We start from the raw sequence: 15,875 nt of genomic DNA, 5'->3' as shown, positions 1-15,875 counted from the left end.
TGGTCAACGGTCGAACACCGCCCGGTCCCGGCGGCGGGCCTGGTCCAGGCCGCGCAGGGTCGAGACCCCCCGGGCTCCCAGGAAGCTGGCGCCGTCCAGGTCGGCGAAGGCCAGCTGCACATCAGTGACGTCGGCCCGGGCCAGGTCGGCCTGCACCAGGTCCGCGTTCCGGAGGTCCGCCCCGGTCAGCGTGGCGCCGACCAGGGAGGCATACGAGAGGTCGGCCTTGTAGAGGTTGGCGCCACTCAGGTCAGCGCCGCTCAAGTCCGCCCCGACGAACTGCGCCCGCATCACGCCCATCGACTGGTTCCCCGGATCCGCGCCGATGTTGGCGCCGGTCAGGATGGCGCCCGCCAGGTTCGCCTTGCGCAGATAGCCGATGATCCGGGTCTCGCGCAGGTCGGCCTCGCGGAGGTCGGTGGCCTCGACGATCGTGGCGAAGAGGCTCGCCCGGTGCAGGCGGGCCCGCCGGAGGTCTGCCCGCCGCAAGGTCGTGCCGTCGAGGTTGGCCCCCACCGCGCTCAGGTCCGGCGCCACGGCGTCGGTGAGGTCGCACGCAAAGAGGTCCGCGCCATCGAGCATGGCGCCGGCCAGCCGGGCGCCCACCAGGCTGGCCTTGCGGAAGTCCACGCCCCGCAGGTCGAGCCCGGAGAGGTCGAGCCCGGAGAGGTCCGGCGTCGCGGTGGCCTCGACGCCGGCCAGGTACGCCTTCACCTGGCTGGCGGTCCGCAGCGAATCGGCCGACGGGCGGCCTGCGGCGACGGCGGACGGCGCCACCACGGGCGGCATGGCCGGATCCTGTGCGGCCACCGGGGCCGCGGGCCCCAGCCAGCTGATCATCGCCAGCGAAAGCAGTACGCGCATCGACGCTCCACGTCACGGGGTGCCCGGGGGAGCCGGACCGGGCCCGAAAGGATTCACCCCTGGCGTGGGAAGGGAAGGGGGGAACGACAGCGGGGCCGCGGCGTCGCGCCACGGCCCCGCTGTTGCGTGAGACATCCCCGAGATTCGGGGGACTAGGAGTTCTCGCGGACCGCCGGCCGCCCCGGGCCGATCTTCCCGTCCGCGCGTCCCTTCACGTACAGGTACATGCGCTGGATCTTGTCGATCTCGAGGCCCAGCGCGCACCAGGCGGGCATCCCCTTGTCGGGGCGGCCGGCGCACACGGTGGTGAGGAAGGACTCGGCCGTCGGGATGGTCCCGCCCTCACGCAGGGAGACGATGAGCGCCGGGGCAAAGGAGCTGCCCACCGCATACTCCCCGTGGCAGCGGGAGCAGTTGAGCTCGTACTGCTTCCACCCCTGGTAGGTGTCGTTGTCCACCGTGTCGCGGGGGGCGGGGTGGTATTCGTCGCGAACCTGTGCGGTCACCGAGCCCGCACCCAGCACCAGGGCGGCGGCTACCAGAATCCACGTCTTCATCGCTGTGCGCTTTCCTTTCCGAGTGTAGTCGGCCGATCGCATCCTGCGCCGGCCCGGTGTCGAGATGCAGCTAGCGTGCCGGGCCCGCGGGGCTCCCCCGACCGGTATCGGCCGGGATCGGCAGCAGTGGAATCCCGAACTGGTCGAGGATGGCCCGGATTTCGGCCCCCTTGGTATCGATGAACCCCTGCAGGCTGTCGCGGAAGGCGCGGTCGGCGCGACGGGTGGCCATGCCCATGCTGTAGGCGAACAGCATGCCGCTCACGCTGTCGCGCTCGATGGGGCGGAGCACCAGGTCGGCGCCGAGCTGCCGGGTGTAGTAGCCCGCGATGGGGCCCCAGACGATCGCCACGTCGATGGAATCGGACACCACCGCCTTGATGATGTCCTCGGGCCGGTTCATGCCGCCCGTGTACGTGGTGCTGAACCCGACCAGGTTGCCCACCACGCCGTGCCTGGAGAGGGCCATGGCCGGCGGGGTGTTCTCGCCGTCGGCCGCGAAGAGGTGCACCCCGATCCGCATGGTCTTGAGCGCGGGATCGTCGAGGCTGGTGACCGGGTGCGCCGCGGTGCGGCGCTGCACGATCACGTAGCTGGTGCGGAAGTAGGGGCGGGTGACGCCCGCCATGTCGGAGAGCACCGGCATCTGGAGCCAGACGTCGCAGTAGCGCCCGTTGAGCATCCGCATCATGCCCCGCGGGGCGGCCCAGTAGATGTACTCGAGCCGGGAATTCCAGGTGCTGGCCAGCAGCTCGGCCAGCTTGTTCTCGACCCCTTCGCCCGCCCGGTTGGACATCGGCAGGTTGTCCGGGTCCACGCAGACCCGGAGCACGCCGGGGAGCATGGGGCCGGGTCGCTGGGCCATCGCCGGCGCGCTGACGAGCAGGGCGAGGGCGAGGCCGAGACCGGTGCAGCGGGCGGAGGGCGTAGGCATGGTCTTCCAGTATACCCACCCGGACGGGGTGGTGTTCAGGGATCGGGTCAATTCCGGGATGGTGCACCGGGAATCGCCCGTTGCCGGACAGGACAAGGGCGGGTCCGCGAGCGACCCGCCCCTGTCGATCCCGCTGCCGCCAGCGACCTGGACGGGTCCGGAGACCCGTCCAGGCCGTGGAGGGAACTAGAGCCCGAAGACGGTGAGGACGCCGCCCTGGGTGGAGAACTGGCCCGCATCGCCGAAGGCGCCGAGGGCGCCCAGGCCGGCGGTCGGATCTTCAGCGCCGATGCCCGCGGCGACGCCGATGCCCGCCCAGCCGCCGATGCCGGAGAGGACGGCCACGTACTGCTTGCCATCCGGCCCACGGTAGCTCATCGGGTTGCCGATGATGCCCGACGGGGTCTTGAACTTCCACAGGAGCTTGCCGGTCTTCTGGTCAAGCGCCTTGAGCCAGCCTTCCATGGTGCCGTAGAAGACCAGGCCACCCGCGGTGGTCATCGCGCCGCCGTAGGCGGCGAGGTTTTCCTTCTGGTCCCAGACGACCTTGCCGGCCATCGGGTCCCAGGCGAAGAAGCGGCCACGGTGACCGCCCGGGCCGGGGAACATCCGCACGATCGCGCCGACGTACGGCTGACCGCGGGTGTACTTGACCTCGACGCCCTCGTAGTCCATGCAGATGTGGTTCGCGGGGACGTAGAAGAGGCCGGTGATCGGGGAGTACGCGGCGGGCTGCTGGTCCTTGAAGCCGATGGCGGCCGGGCAGATGCCCTCGCCGTTCTTCTTCGAGGAGGTGCCGTAGCGCGGATCCTTGACCGGGACGCCGGTGGAGACGATGCCCTCGACCGGGGTGCCCGTGCCGGCGTTCTTGGCCCAGTTGATCGGACCGAAGGCGTTGCCGACGATGACCTTGCCGTTGGTGCGGTCGACGGTGTAGCCGATGCCGTTCCGGTCGAAGTGGGCCAGCAGCTTCTGGCCGCCCTTCTCGAACAGGACGTTCTCGTTCACGCCGTCATAGTCCCACTCGTCGTGCGGGGTCATCTGGTAGATCCACTTCGCCTTGCCCGTGGTCGGGTTGCGGGCGAAGATCGACATCGACCACTTGTTGTCGCCGGGGCGCTGGTCGGGGTTCCACGAGCCCGGGTTGCCGACGCTGTAGTAGAACAGGTCGAGTTCCGGATCGTAGGTGTACCAGCCCCAGGTCGTCCCGCCGCCACGCTTCCACTCGTCTCCCTGCCAGGTGCTGATGCCGAGGTCCTTGCCCTTGTGCGAGGGGTAGTTGGCGTTGGCATCGCCCTCGAGCAGCACTTCGCTGTCCGGGCCGGTGGAGTAGCCGGTCCACAGGTGCTTGCCGGTCGCCACGTCGAACGCCGAGACGCGGCCACGGACGCCGAACTCACCACCGGAAATGCCGGTGATGACGATGTCCTTGATCACGATCGGGGCCACGGTGATGGTCGCGCCATCCTTGTAGTCCTGGGCCTCGACCTGGGTCGGGGAGGACTTCGGATGCCGGGCCTTCCACAGCTCCTTGCCGGTCTTCGCGTCGAGCGCGATCAGGTCGCCCTGGAGCGCGTTGATGAAGATCTTGCCGCTCTGGTGATACGCGGTGCCGCGGTTCACCAGGTCGCAGCACGCGATCGGGATCGCGTCGGCGGACTGATTCGGCACGTACTTCCAGATCTGCGGCGCGCCTTCCTTGGACAGGTCGAGCGCGTACACGATGTTCGGGAAGGACGTGTGCACGTACATCACGTTGCCGATGACGAGGGGATTGCCCTCGTGGCCACGCAGGGTACCCGTCGAGAACGACCACGAAGCCTTGAGGTTCGCGACGTTCGACGTGTTGATCTGGGCCAGCGGGCTGAAGCGCTGCATCGAGTAGTCGCGCCCGGGCATCTGCCAGTCGCCTTCCGGGGCGTTACGCGTCCACGCCCCCGAACGCGCCTGGGCATGGGCCGACACCGCGAGGAGCGAAAGCCCCGCGCACAGCCCGCCAGACAACATCTTGCGGGTAATACGGTTCATATGATGACCTCATGATGAAGGGTGACAGCAGCCCTCACGGGTTGCTGACTGCGCGGGAGGCCGCTGGGGCGATCGCGCCGGCGTTCGCGAGCGTGTCCCAGATTTCCCCCGAATCCACTTGCTGCACCTGCATCCTGCCTGAAAACTCCAACGGCCACCCGGGAACCGAATCCCGAATGGCCGTGCATGCTATGCCGTCGCGGCGTACTCCCGATTGTGCCAATTAGTCCCATTCTGGAACGTGCTGTCGGCGCGCCACGCCCAGTCACGCCAAAGGCCCGCGCCCGGCCGCAGCCGGGAAACGGAGACACCACACCCACGGATGGTCATGCTGGAACCGGAGAATCCCACGGCAATCCTCACATCGGCACGACACCAAGCCCCGGAAAACCGGAGCCACGGTGAGGTCGGCATGTGGATGATTGAAGCGGGCTTGTTATCGGTCGGGGAGGGGAGCCCCGACTGTTGCGGCCCCACCGAACTAGCTGGTAGTACCGTTCATCCGCCCCGAAGTTCCCGGACCGGAAACCCGGCGGAAAGCGGAGGGTCAGTATACAGCCAGCCGAATAACCTGTCAATCAGTTTGGAACCCCGGCCAGCCTAGGCCCCGACCCCCGTCCACTCGCTGCTGACCAGCGCCCCCCGCTCGGAGAATGGGGTCTCCAGCACCGTCCCCCGCCCCCCCAACCAGGCGCGAACGCGCTGCCCCAGGTCCTGGGCCGCCTCCTCCTGCGGCACCAGCCCGTACACCGTCGGGCCCCAGGAGCTCTGGCCCACCCCGGCCGCGCCAAACGCCGCCATCCGCTCCACCAGCGCCTCGGTGGGCCCCGGCGAGAACGCCCCCCCCTGGGCCGGGGCGAACCACCCCCCGGTGATCCGCTGGACCTCCGTCAGCGCCGACCCGAAGGCCGTCAGGTCGGCGTCGGCCAGCGCGGGGAGCAACTGCATCAGGACCAGGTGGGCCACCCGCTCCACCTCCCGCTCCGACGGCGGGGGCAGGTCCCGGAAGGCGGCCGCCTCGGCACTGCCGGACAGCCCCGGGTGTCCCTCCGGGATGGCAATGACACAGCGCCAGCTGGGTGGCATCGGCAGGCGGGAGATCAGCGGCGCCACGTCGCCCCCGGCGCGGCGCCCCCCTTCGAGTACAAACCCGCCCAGCGCAAAGGTCCAGGTGCCGATGGCCGAGCGCTGGCCCCGGCCCACGGCCCGGGCCAGGGTGAGGGGGTCGGACGGCAGCCCGAACAGCTCCGCCAGCGCCCGGGCGACCGTGAGGGCCATCTGGGTGCCGGAGCCGAGTCCGGCATGTGCCGGGATGGCGCGCAGGACCCGGAGGTGGGCGCCGGCCGTGATCCCGGTGGCGGCCAGGTACCGCTGGGCGAACTCCAGCGCCCGTCCGGCGTCTGGCCCCTCGGCGGTCAGCCGGTCGTGCCGCGTGGCCTCGAGCACCAGGCTTGGCGAGGGGACGGCGGCGCCGATCCCGCCGAAGCGCCGCCCGCGGTGACCTCGCAGGTCGAGGATGCCGAAATGGAGCCGGGCCGGGGCCTCGACGGTGACCCGGACGGGCAGGCCAGGGGGGCGGGTCATCGGACCGGGGTCCCCACGCCCCGCTCGGCTACCCAGGCGGTGAGCAGCGCCATCGCCTCGCGCTCCCGGGGGCCCGCGGTCTTGTCCACGATCACCTGCAGCCGGGCGTACTCCGCCGCGATCTCTTCTGCCGGGAGCAGGTGGGTCCGCGTGGCCAGGATCGCGGCCTCAAGCACGGCGTGGCGGGCGCGGTGGAAGCCCAGGAACTCCCGCCGGCTCCCCCGGTGCACCACGCGGGTGGTGATCCGGCTGCGGGGCGGGGTGTCGTCGAGGGCCGTCACCTCCACCTCCCGCCAGCTGCACGCCGCCTCCAGCACCCGCCCGGCGATGCGCGCCGCCGGCACCGTCGGCGGGGCGTCGGCGGCGGGATGGTGGATCACCGCCTGGGCAAAGAGCAGCGCGTCATCGGTCAGGTGCACCACCGCGGCCCGCGTGGCGGCGAGGTTCCGGAAGGTGGCGGTCTCGAGGAACGGCCTGATCACCAGCGTCTCCTCCCCCCACTCCACGCCCATCGGGGCGACGTTCAGCGTCCCGGCGGCGTCCTGGGTGGTGAGCAGGGTCTCGATGATCATCGACGCTCCGGCGGGGTCAGGGCAGCGCGGCGCCGAGGAGGTGGCGGCGCAGGAAGTCCACGGTGGCGTAGAACTGGAAGTCCACGTTGGCCTTCTTGCGGAAGCCGTGGCCCTCGTCGCGGGCCAGAAGATACCAGACCGGGCCGCCATTCCGCTCCACCGCGGCCACCATCTGCTCCGCCTCGCTGCGCGGCACCCGCGGGTCGTTGCCGCCCTGGATGACGAATAGCGGCCGCGTGATCCGGTCGGCGCGGTGCAGCGGCGCGATCGACTCGAGGTAGGCCCGCATGGCGGGGTCGCGCTCGTCACCGTACTCCACCCGGCGCAGGTCGCGCCGGTAGCGCTCGGTGTTGGCCAGGAAGCTCACGAAGTTGGAGATCCCCACCACGTCCACCGCCCCGCGGATCCGGTCGTCGTACAGCGTGGCCACGGCGAGCGTCATGTAGCCGCCGTAGCTGCCGCCGGTGACCATCACCCGGTCCGCGTCCAGCTCGGGCCGGGTGCCGATCCAGTCGAGCAGGGCGCCGATATCGCGCACCGACTCCTCGCGCCGCATGCCGTTGTCGCGCTTGACGAAGGTCTTGCCGTACCCGGTGGAGCCGCGGACGTTGGGCAGCAGGATCGCGACGCCGAGCTCCATCAGGAAGTAGTTGGCCCGGCCGAGGAAGCCGGGCGTGGACTGGCCCTCGGGGCCGCCGTGAATGGAGATGAGCACCGGGCGCGGGCCGGCGAAGCGGGCCGGCGGGCGGTACAGGAAGCCCGAGATCTCGAGCCCGTCGAAGCTCGTCCAGCGCACCAGCTCCGGTTCCGGCAGCGCCGCCACGTCGAGGCCGCCGGTCTCGCTCTCGGTCCAGCGCGTGAGGGCCCCCGTCGCGGTGACGAGGCTGTACGCATCGGCGGCGGTGCGGGCGCCGCTCAGCGTGAAGGCCAGCTCGCCGCCCTGGGGCCGCCACTCGAGGCCGCCGACCAGGCCCACCGGCAGCCCGGGCACGGCGCGGAGCCGGCCGCTTGGGGTGTCGAGCAGGGAGAGTCGCGAGCGCCCCGCCTCGTTGGCCACCAGGGCCACCGTCCGGCCGTCGGGCGACAGCGCAAATTCGGTGATGTCCCACGGGATCGCCGGCGTGAGCACCGTGACCCGCCCGCTGGCGAGCTCCTGCCGCACCAGCTGCAGGAACTCGCTCCCCGCGTCGGTGGTGTAGTAGATGGCGCGCCCCTCCGGGCTCCAGCGGGCGCCGCCGCGGGCCACGGTGTCGCCCGGCGCATCGGGGGTGAGCAGGGTCCGCGCGCCGGTGGCCAGGTCCAGGCGCCACAGCTGCGCCTGGTTGACCGAGCGGCCCTCCCGGATCAGCAGCGCCCCGCCGTCGGGCGACCAGTCCTGCACGCTCCAGCCGCCGCCCTGCACCTCGAGGACGCGGTGATCGGTCGCGGGATCGCGCGGGTCCATCACGTACAGGTCGCGGTCCGCGCCGTTGCGGCGGGTGGAGCCGTAGGCGATGCGGTCGCCCGTCCGGGACCACCGCACCCCGCCGTTCTGGGCCGCGCCGTCGGTCAGGAGCGTCACCCCTCCCCCCGGGACCTCCTGCCGGTAGAGCTGGGTGAACTCGTTCCCCCCCGCGTCGCGCCCCAGGACGAGGAACCGGCCATCCGGCGACCAGCTCCCGGCGCCCACCGGCTCGTCGAAGAAGGTGAGCTGCGAGCGGTCCCCGCCCGGCCGCGCCACCCGGTGCAGCTGCGCGGTGTTGCCGAACCGGGTGCTGATCAGCAGTTCGCGCCGCAGCGGATGCCAGTCCACCACCGCCGCGCTGCGGAACTCGGTGTAGCGGCGCACCGCCTCGCGCAGCGCCGCCGGCAGCGCGGGGATGCCGCGCAGCACCAGGTGCTCCGCGGGCACGATCGTGTCCGGGCGCTGGGCCGACAGCGGCATCGCGAGGAGCAGCGCCGCGGCCGGGGCGAGGGCGCGGAGCTTCATGGCGCGAGCACCTGCACCTGCACGTGCGAGGGATGCCGCGTGCTCCGGTACACCCGGTGGGTCTGCGCCCGGAACGCGGTGGCGGGCGCCTCGAAGATGTTGGGCACCCAGGTCTGCGGGTTGCGATCGTACACCGGGAACCAGGTGCTCTGCACCTGGACCATGATCCGGTGGCCCTTCCGGAAGGTGTAGGCCTGCTGGTGCAGGTCCACCGTGAACGGGGTCACCCGGTTGGGCACCAGCGGGGCGGGGCGGTCCCAGCCGGCGCGGTAGCGGCCGCGCAGGATGTCGCCGGTCACCATCAGCTGGAACCCGCCCATGCGGGGCGCCAGGTAGCGCGCCGAATCGGGGTAGACGTCGATCAGCTTCACCACCCAGTCGGCGTCCTGCCCCGTGGTCGAGGCGAACAGGTGCGCCACCACGTCCCCGGCGATGGTCAGGTCGGCGTCGAGCGGCTCGGTCTCCCACGACAGCACGTCGGGGCGGTTGTGCGCCAGCCGCTGGTCCTCCACCTGCCAGGCGGACCAGCTCGAGCCGCGGGGATGGTAGGTCTGCTGGATGGGCCGCGCCCGGTAGGGGACGGGGTGCGCCGGGTCGGAGACGAACGGATCGAACGCGGCGGCCGCCCCGCTCGGCGGCTCGAATGACAGGCGGCCATCCGCGCGGAAGTAGAGCTGCCGTACCGGGGCCTCGGCCCGGGGCGGCCAGTGGTCGAACGCCTTCCAGTCGTTGCGGCCCGCCACGAAGAGCAGCGCCTCGGGCAGCGGCAGCCGGCCCCGGTCCTTGAGCCAGTACGCGAACCAGGGCGCCTGCACCTGCTCGCGGAAGTAGGTCCCGGTGGAATCGGCGAAGCTGATCTTGCCCAGGCTGTCGCCGGCGCCCTGCCACCCGCCGTGATTCCAGGGTCCCATCACCAGGTAGTTGATCCCCGCGGTGTCGAGCTTCTCCAGCGCCGCGTAGGTGGCCAGCGCGCCATAGAAGTCTTCCTGGTCCCACCAGCCGCCGACGGTGAGCGTCGGCACCGACAGCCGCGTCAGGTAGGTGGGGAGCGAGCGCGCCTTCCAGAACGCGTCGTAGGTGGGATGGCGGGTGAAGTTGGTCCAGGTCGGCACCTTGCCGGCCAACAGCGTGGTCAGGTTGCGGAGCGGGCCCTGCGCCAGGTACCAGTCGTAGGTGTCGTAGCGGGTGATCGGCAGCGGCACCGAGCCATCGTTGGAGAGCTCCATGTCGGCGGCGTACTCGAAGCCGTACGACAGGCGGAACGCTCCCTGGTGGAAGAAGTCGTCTCCGATCCAGGTGTCGGTCATGGGCGCCTGGGGCGAGACCGCCTTCACCGCGGGGTGGGGGTTGATCCCGGCCATCGCGGCCAGCCACCCGGGGTAGCTGATGCCGAGCACCCCGACCCGGCCGTTGTTGTTCGGCACCTGATCGAGCAGCCACTCCACCGTGTCCCAGGTGTCGGTGCTTTCGTCCACGCCCTTCGGGTCCCCGGCGTCGTGCAGCGGCCGGTTCATGACGAACGTGCCTTCCGAGCCGTAGCGGCCCCGGATGTCCTGCAGCACCATCACGTACCCGTCGGCTGCCAGCTCCTTGAGGTAGGCCTGGAAGTAGCGCCCCGCCCGGCCGGTGATCCCGTAGGGTGTCCGCACCATCAGGAACGGCAGCGCCTCGTCGTGGCCCGCGGGGCGGTAGATGAGCGTGTGGAGCCGCGCCCCGTCCCGGGTGGGGATCATCGCCTCGCGAACCGCGTAGCCCGCGACGGAGTCGGCGGCGGTCTGGGCCCCGAGTGGGGCCGCGAGGAGGAGCAGCAGCAGGGTGAACGCGCGACGCATGTGGGGATTCCCTCGTGGAGTGACTTACCGCCTTACCGCCTTACCGCCCTATCGCACCAGCTCCGATGACGGCGGCGCGCTCGAGAGGTCCGGCGCCTCACCGGTCGGCGGCACCGAGGCGCCATCGGCGCGATCCGGCACCCGGCTGCCTCGTCCGCCGGTGAGGAACCAGTCGAGCATCCGGTACCCGTACTCGGTCAGCACCGACTCGGGGTGGAACTGCACGCCCACCACCGGGTGCGTCCGGTGCACGACGGCCATGATCTCGCCATCGTCCGCGGTGGCCGTGACCCGGAGCTCCGGCGGCAGCGAGGCCGGGGCAATGACGAGTGAATGATAGCGGGTGGCGACCAGCGGGCTCGGGAGCCCGGTGAAGACCGAAGTGCCGTCGTGCCGGATGGGCGAGGTCTTGCCGTGCATCGGGCGGCCGGCCCGCACGATCTCCGCGCCATAGGCGGCGCCGATGGCCTGGTGGCCAAGACAGACTCCGAGCACCGGGATCGTCGGGCCGAACCGGCGGATGACCTCCACCGAGATGCCCGCCTCGGTGGGCGAGCAGGGGCCGGGCGAGATGATGATGTGCGTCGGTCCCAGCGCCGCCACCTCGTCGGGGGTGAGCGCGTCGTTGCGCCGCACCACCGGCGCCTCGCCCAGCTCGGCCACGTAGCGGGCCAGGGTGTAGACGAAGCTGTCGTAGTTGTCGAGCAGCAGGATCATGGGGTCACCACGCCGCCGGCCAGCGCCTCGATCAGCGCCCGGGCCTTGTGCAACGTCTCCTGATATTCGCTCTCGGGATCGGAGTCCGCCACGATCCCGCCACCCACCGAGAAGGTGACCCGCCCCCCCGCCGCCACGAAGCTCCGGATCACGATGCTCGTGTCCATGGCGCCGGTGACGCTCAGGTAGCCGATCGACCCGCAGTAGATCCCGCGGCGGGAGGGCTCCAGCTCCGCGATGATCTCCATGGCCCGCACCTTGGGCGCGCCGGTGATGCTGCCGCCCGGGAAGGCGGCGGCGAGCAGGTCGGTGGCGTCGCGGTCCGGGGCCAGCGTGCCGGTCACGGCCGACACCAGGTGATGCACCGTGCGGTGCCCCTCCAGCGCGAACAGCTCCGGCACCCGCACGCTGCCTGGGCGGCACACCCGCGACAGGTCGTTCCGCAGCAGGTCCACGATCATCAGGTTCTCGGCCCGGTCCTTGGGGCTGTCCACCAGCGCGCGGGCCAGCGCGGCGTCATGCTCGGGGGAGACCCCGCGCGGCCGGGTGCCCTTGATCGGGCGGGTCTCGACCTGGCCCGACGGCTCCACGGCCAGGAAGCGTTCCGGCGACGCGCTGGCCACCCCGACGCCATCGAACTCGAGGTAGGCGGCGAAGGGCGCCGGGTTGAGGCGGCGCAGCCGCTGGTACAGGCGCCAGGGGTCCTCCTCCAGGGGGCTCTCCAGCCGCTGGCTGAGGTTCGCCTGGAAGATGTCGCCGGCCACGATGTAGTCCACCACCCGCTGCACCGCGTCGAGGTAACCGCGATGGGTGAACGAGGACCGGAGTCCGATGCCCCGCGCGAACTCGGTGCCCAGCACCGGGTACGAGGGCGCCGGCGCTCCCCCGCGCGGCGGGCTGCTCCACACCCGGCCGGTGGCCCCGCCACTCGGGCCCGCGAGCAGCTGCCGCACCCAGGCGAGCCGCTCCGCGGCCCGCGCGGCCCGGCCCGCCCCCAGGGCGGGGAGCCCCGTCGAGACGATCCAGGCGCGTCCCGCGGCGTGGTCCCAGGCGATGACCCAGTCGTACAGGCCGAGCACCGCGTCGGGCAGCATGAGGTCGTCGTAGCGGGTCGGCGGGACGCGCTCGAGGACGGCGCCGTAATCGTAGGCCAGGTAGCCCGCGAGCCCGCCCTGGAACGGCGGCAGGCCGGCCACCGGCTCGGCCCGGTGCTGCGCCAGGGCGGCCCGGGCCTGCGCCAGCGCCGATGGGGCCGCGGGCCCGCGGGTCCGGATCACCGCGGGCGGCGCGGCCATCAGGAACGAATGACGGCCGTGGCGTTCCGGGTCGGTGGCGCTGTCGAGGAAGAGCAGGTGCGGCTGGCCCAGGAACCGCTCCGCGGTGGCCACCGGGTCGGGGGCGGGGCAGAGCTCCTCGACCAGCGGGAGCTCAGGCATCCGGCCCTCCGCCCGCGGGTCGCGGTCGCGCCGTGGGTCGGAAGTGCTCCCGCTTGGGGTCGTCGGCGGGCGTCAGGTAGCCGAACGTGAGCGCCCCCTCCTGGCGGTAGGTCTTGCCGAGCTGGTTCGCGAGCCGCGCCTTGGCCAGCTCCTTCCCGAGGTAGAACCCGTGGGAGGCGTCGGTGACGCCGAGCTGGTCGAAGATCTCCTGGATGTCGGTGCCGCGGACGAAGCGCTCGTGGTTGAAAACGGTGATGACCTCGCCGTCGGTGAAGATGCGGAAGTTGGCGTCGCGCACCCGCGCCTGCACCTCGCGCAGCTCCGCCTCGCTGTAGGTGAGGATGCGCGGGTCCTTCACCGTGACCAGGCGGTCGTCCACGTGCTTCGGCGTCGTCTTCTGGGTGACGGCGTAGTGCATGAGGCGGCGCGCGATGTCGATCTCCCGCACCGCCCCGCGGGCCCACGGGATCACCTCGGTGGTGAGCACCGCCTTCACTCCCACCTCCTGGCAGACCGCGAGCAGCAGGGCGTGCATGCCGGTGGTGTCGGCGCTGGTGAGTTCGGTGATGTTCCCCACCCCCATCAGCTGCGGCACCCCGGGATAGCGGCGGTGGATCTCGGCGTAACGCTCCAGGGAGGCCATGAAGCCGAAGCCGATCGGCTCGACGATCGGGTCGATGAGGTACGGCACTCCCGCGCGCTCCAGCGCGGCGAGCGTGGGCTCCAGGGTCTCGAGGCCGGCGCCGAAGTCGGGGATGGCCACGGCGCGCGCGCCGGTGCCGCGGAGGTCCTCGATGGCCCCGGGGTTGGAGCCGTTGACGCTGAGCACGCACTCCGCGCCGGCCGCCACCGCGGCCTGGATCTCCGCGCGGTCGAAGGTGTCCACGCTCACCCGCATGCCGAGGCCGCGCAGCTCCCGCACCACCTCGCCCAGGTGCGGGAAGGGGACGCCGGGGGTGCAGCCGACGTCGATCAGGTCGGCGCCGGAGGCCTGGTAATGCCGCGCCTCCGCCAGCAGCGCCTCCCGGCTCCGCCGGGGCGCATTGTTGATCTCGGCCAGGATCTCGATGTCCCAGGCGCCGTAGTCGCGCGCCGCGGCCGCCTGCCCGAAGTGGCGCGGGATGTCGCGCAGGTCCTTGGGCCCCCGCTCCGCCGGCACGCCGAACTGCTCGGTGAGCAGCGCCGGGTCGCCCTCGGTGAGGCCGGGGAGCAGGATGAGGTCGGTGCCGGGCGGCACGGTGAGGTACCGGGCGATCCACGGGGTGGTGAGCAGCGCCGCCACCGTGATCCCGAGGACCGCCACCTCCACGGCAAACGGCGGCTGCATCTCCGCCAGCACCCGCCGCAGCGCCGGCTCCGCGAGCTTGCCGGTGACAAAGAGGACGCGGGTCGGCGGCACTAGCGCGGATCGCCCCCGCGGACCCACTTGTTGGGCGTGCCCTCGAGCGCCCCGCCGCTGGGCTTCCACAGGACGGTGTCCTCGATCCGCCGGGCCAGCTCCCAGTCCTTGTCGGTGATGCCGCCGGCCGAGTGGGTCTGCAGCTTCACCCAGACCTTGGCCCAGGTCACGGTGAGGTCGGGGTGGTGGTACGCGGCCTCGCTCAGGAAGCCGATGGTGTTCACCAGCGCCAGCGTGGTGAGCCAGCCGTCGGTCTTGTACTGCCGGCGGATCCAGCCCTCCTCGTAGTACCAGCCCGGCAGCGCCGCGAGCTTCGTGGCGATCTCGGGCTCCGTGTCGATGCGTTCCTTGTCCGCCATGCGCCCTCCCGGTGTGGTGCCTTCGCGCAATCCCGCTGGCGGCGCCGCCGGGCCGCCGAGCCGCCTACATCACGTCCCCGCCGTTGACCATCAGCAGCTGCCCCGTCACGTACCGCGCCTGGTCCGACGCCAGGTACACCGCGGCCGCCGCCACGTCCTCCGGCGTGCCCCAGCGTCCCAGCGGCACCTGGCCGGCCACCCGGTCCTTGAACGCCTGCGGGGCGCCGCTGCCGAACGCGGTGTCGATCCACCCCGGGCCGAGCACGTTTACCCGGATGTGGGGCGCCACCGAGCGCGCCAGCGCGCGGCTGAAGCCGAGGACCCCGCCCTTCACGGCGGCAAAGAGCTCGGGATTCTCGCCCGCCATCCCCTGGAGCACCCGGTCCCACGACATGTTGATGATCACGCCGCCCGCAGGCTGCTGCTGCATCAGCTCCGCCGCCGCCCACGAGGCCTGCATGGTGCCCTTGAGGTCCACCGCCAGCAGCAGGTCCAGCTTGGCCTCGCGCGGCAACTCGGCCCCGGCGCCGGTGAGCACGTCGGCGCCGGCGTTGTTGATCCAGGCGTCCACGCCGCCGAGCGCCGCCCGCGCGGCCGGCACCAGACGGGCCAGGCTCTCCCGCTCGGCGAGGCTGGTCTGCGCCACGGCCGCGCGCCGGCCGAGGGCGCGCACCTCCGCGGCCACGGCCTCCGCCCCCGCCTGGTTGGCGCGGTAGGTGAGCAGGACGTCGGCGCCGGCGCGCGCCGCGGCCACGACGATGGCCCGGCCGATGCCGCTCGAGCCCCCGGTCACGAGGACCCGCTTGCCGGTCAGGGAATGGCCTGCGGAGGGGATGGCGTTGTCGGGGGCCATGGCAGGGCGTAACATACCGGGGCGGGCCGACCGAACAAGGGAGTGCGCGGGTGCGACTGCTGGTGAGTGTACGGGATGCGGGCGAGGCGCGGGCGGCCATCGCCGGGGGCGCGGACATCATCGACGCGAAGGACCCCGCACGGGGCGCCATCGGGGCGGTGGCGCCCGAGGCGCTGGCCGCCATCCGGGCGCTGGTGCCGGCCGAGCTGCGACTGAGCGCCGCGCTGGGCGACGTGGGGACCTACGACGACATCGCCCGCGCCATGGATCGCATCGCGGTGCCGCTGCACTTCGTGAAGCTCGGCTTCCACGGCATCCGCGACGCCGGCCAGGCGGAGGACCTGCTGCGCGAGGCGGTGCGCCGGGCCACCACCCTGCCGGGCCGGCCGCGGGTCATTGCCGTGGCCTACGCCGACGCCGGCCGGGTCCACTCCCTCCCGCCCGACGCCTTCCAGTACTTCGTGCCCGAGGCGGGCGGGGATGGCGTCCTCGTCGACACCTGCCTCAAGGACGGGCAGACCCTGTTCGACTTCGTCGATCCCGCCGCGATCGCGTCCCTGGCGAGCGCCCTGGCCAGCCACGAGATCCCGCTGGCGGTGGGCGGCAGCCTCGGGCCGGGGCAGGTGCGCCAGGCGAGCGAGGCGGGGGCGGCGATCTTCGGGGTGCGTGGCGCCGTCTGCCGCGGCGGGCGCAACGGCATCGTGGACGACGGGCTCGTCCGCGACCTGGCCCAGGCCATCCGGCTGGAGCGGGCCCGCGTGGTCGATTGAC

General features: G+C 72.1%; 14 protein-coding genes. 1 reads left to right on the top strand and 13 read right to left on the bottom strand.

Going from position 1 to position 15,875, the window contains the following annotated elements:
- Positions 1-3 precede the first annotated feature (3 nt).
- The 13 genes from IPJ95_19710 to IPJ95_19650 form a co-directional block, all read right to left on the bottom strand.
- A complete protein-coding gene (locus IPJ95_19710) occupies positions 4-864 on the bottom strand; it encodes a pentapeptide repeat-containing protein (protein MBK7925832.1) in 861 nt (286 codons plus the stop codon).
- A 152-nt stretch (positions 865-1,016) separates the two neighbouring features.
- Positions 1,017-1,421, bottom strand: a complete 405-nt coding sequence (locus IPJ95_19705) for a c-type cytochrome (protein MBK7925831.1) — start codon at positions 1,419-1,421, stop codon at positions 1,017-1,019.
- A 70-nt stretch (positions 1,422-1,491) separates the two neighbouring features.
- The gene (locus IPJ95_19700) at positions 1,492-2,355 is read right to left on the bottom strand and encodes a quinoprotein dehydrogenase-associated putative ABC transporter substrate-binding protein (protein ID MBK7925830.1); all 864 of its coding nucleotides are present in this window, start codon (positions 2,353-2,355) and stop codon (positions 1,492-1,494) included.
- A 186-nt stretch (positions 2,356-2,541) separates the two neighbouring features.
- A complete protein-coding gene (locus IPJ95_19695) occupies positions 2,542-4,383 on the bottom strand; it encodes a methanol/ethanol family PQQ-dependent dehydrogenase (protein MBK7925829.1) in 1,842 nt (613 codons plus the stop codon).
- 600 nt (positions 4,384-4,983) lie between these two features.
- Positions 4,984-5,967: a hypothetical protein gene (locus tag IPJ95_19690; GenBank protein ID MBK7925828.1), complete on the bottom strand. Its 984-nt coding sequence runs from the start codon at positions 5,965-5,967 to the stop codon at positions 4,984-4,986.
- A complete protein-coding gene (locus IPJ95_19685) occupies positions 5,964-6,539 on the bottom strand; it encodes a DUF447 family protein (protein MBK7925827.1) in 576 nt (191 codons plus the stop codon). The genes IPJ95_19690 and IPJ95_19685 overlap by 4 nt, the downstream gene beginning before the upstream one ends.
- Before the next feature lie 16 nt (positions 6,540-6,555).
- Positions 6,556-8,508: a S9 family peptidase gene (locus IPJ95_19680; GenBank protein ID MBK7925826.1), complete on the bottom strand. Its 1,953-nt coding sequence runs from the start codon at positions 8,506-8,508 to the stop codon at positions 6,556-6,558.
- A complete protein-coding gene (locus tag IPJ95_19675; protein MBK7925825.1) occupies positions 8,505-10,340 on the bottom strand; it encodes a CocE/NonD family hydrolase in 1,836 nt (611 codons plus the stop codon). The genes IPJ95_19680 and IPJ95_19675 overlap by 4 nt, the downstream gene beginning before the upstream one ends.
- Before the next feature lie 48 nt (positions 10,341-10,388).
- A complete protein-coding gene (locus IPJ95_19670) occupies positions 10,389-11,057 on the bottom strand; it encodes an aminodeoxychorismate/anthranilate synthase component II (protein ID MBK7925824.1) in 669 nt (222 codons plus the stop codon).
- Entirely contained in the window at positions 11,054-12,493 is a 1,440-nt protein-coding gene (gene pabB / locus IPJ95_19665) for an aminodeoxychorismate synthase component I (GenBank protein ID MBK7925823.1), read from the bottom strand. The genes IPJ95_19670 and pabB overlap by 4 nt, the downstream gene beginning before the upstream one ends.
- The gene (locus IPJ95_19660; GenBank protein MBK7925822.1) at positions 12,486-13,892 is read right to left on the bottom strand and encodes a dihydropteroate synthase; all 1,407 of its coding nucleotides are present in this window, start codon (positions 13,890-13,892) and stop codon (positions 12,486-12,488) included. The genes pabB and IPJ95_19660 overlap by 8 nt, the downstream gene beginning before the upstream one ends.
- Positions 13,892-14,251, bottom strand: a complete 360-nt coding sequence (locus tag IPJ95_19655) for a 4a-hydroxytetrahydrobiopterin dehydratase (GenBank protein ID MBK7925821.1) — start codon at positions 14,249-14,251, stop codon at positions 13,892-13,894. Before IPJ95_19655 ends, IPJ95_19660 begins: the two co-directional genes overlap by 1 nt.
- A 64-nt stretch (positions 14,252-14,315) precedes the next feature.
- Positions 14,316-15,104 carry an SDR family oxidoreductase gene (locus IPJ95_19650; GenBank protein MBK7925820.1) on the bottom strand — a complete coding sequence of 263 codons (789 nt, stop codon included), beginning with the start codon at positions 15,102-15,104 and terminating at the stop codon, positions 14,316-14,318.
- 50 nt (positions 15,105-15,154) lie between these two features.
- Here IPJ95_19650 and IPJ95_19645 point away from each other — a divergent pair, with 50 nt between their 5' ends.
- On the top strand, positions 15,155-15,874 hold the full coding sequence (locus tag IPJ95_19645; protein ID MBK7925819.1) for a hypothetical protein: 720 nt from the start codon (positions 15,155-15,157) through the stop codon (positions 15,872-15,874).
- Position 15,875 lies beyond the last annotated feature (1 nt).

The organism is Gemmatimonadota bacterium, assembly GCA_016713785.1.
In the GTDB taxonomy this organism is placed as follows: Bacteria; Gemmatimonadota; Gemmatimonadetes; order Gemmatimonadales; family GWC2-71-9; genus JADJOM01.
Note: the sequence above shows the minus strand (reverse complement) of the source record. Positions and strands in the feature narration are given on the sequence as shown.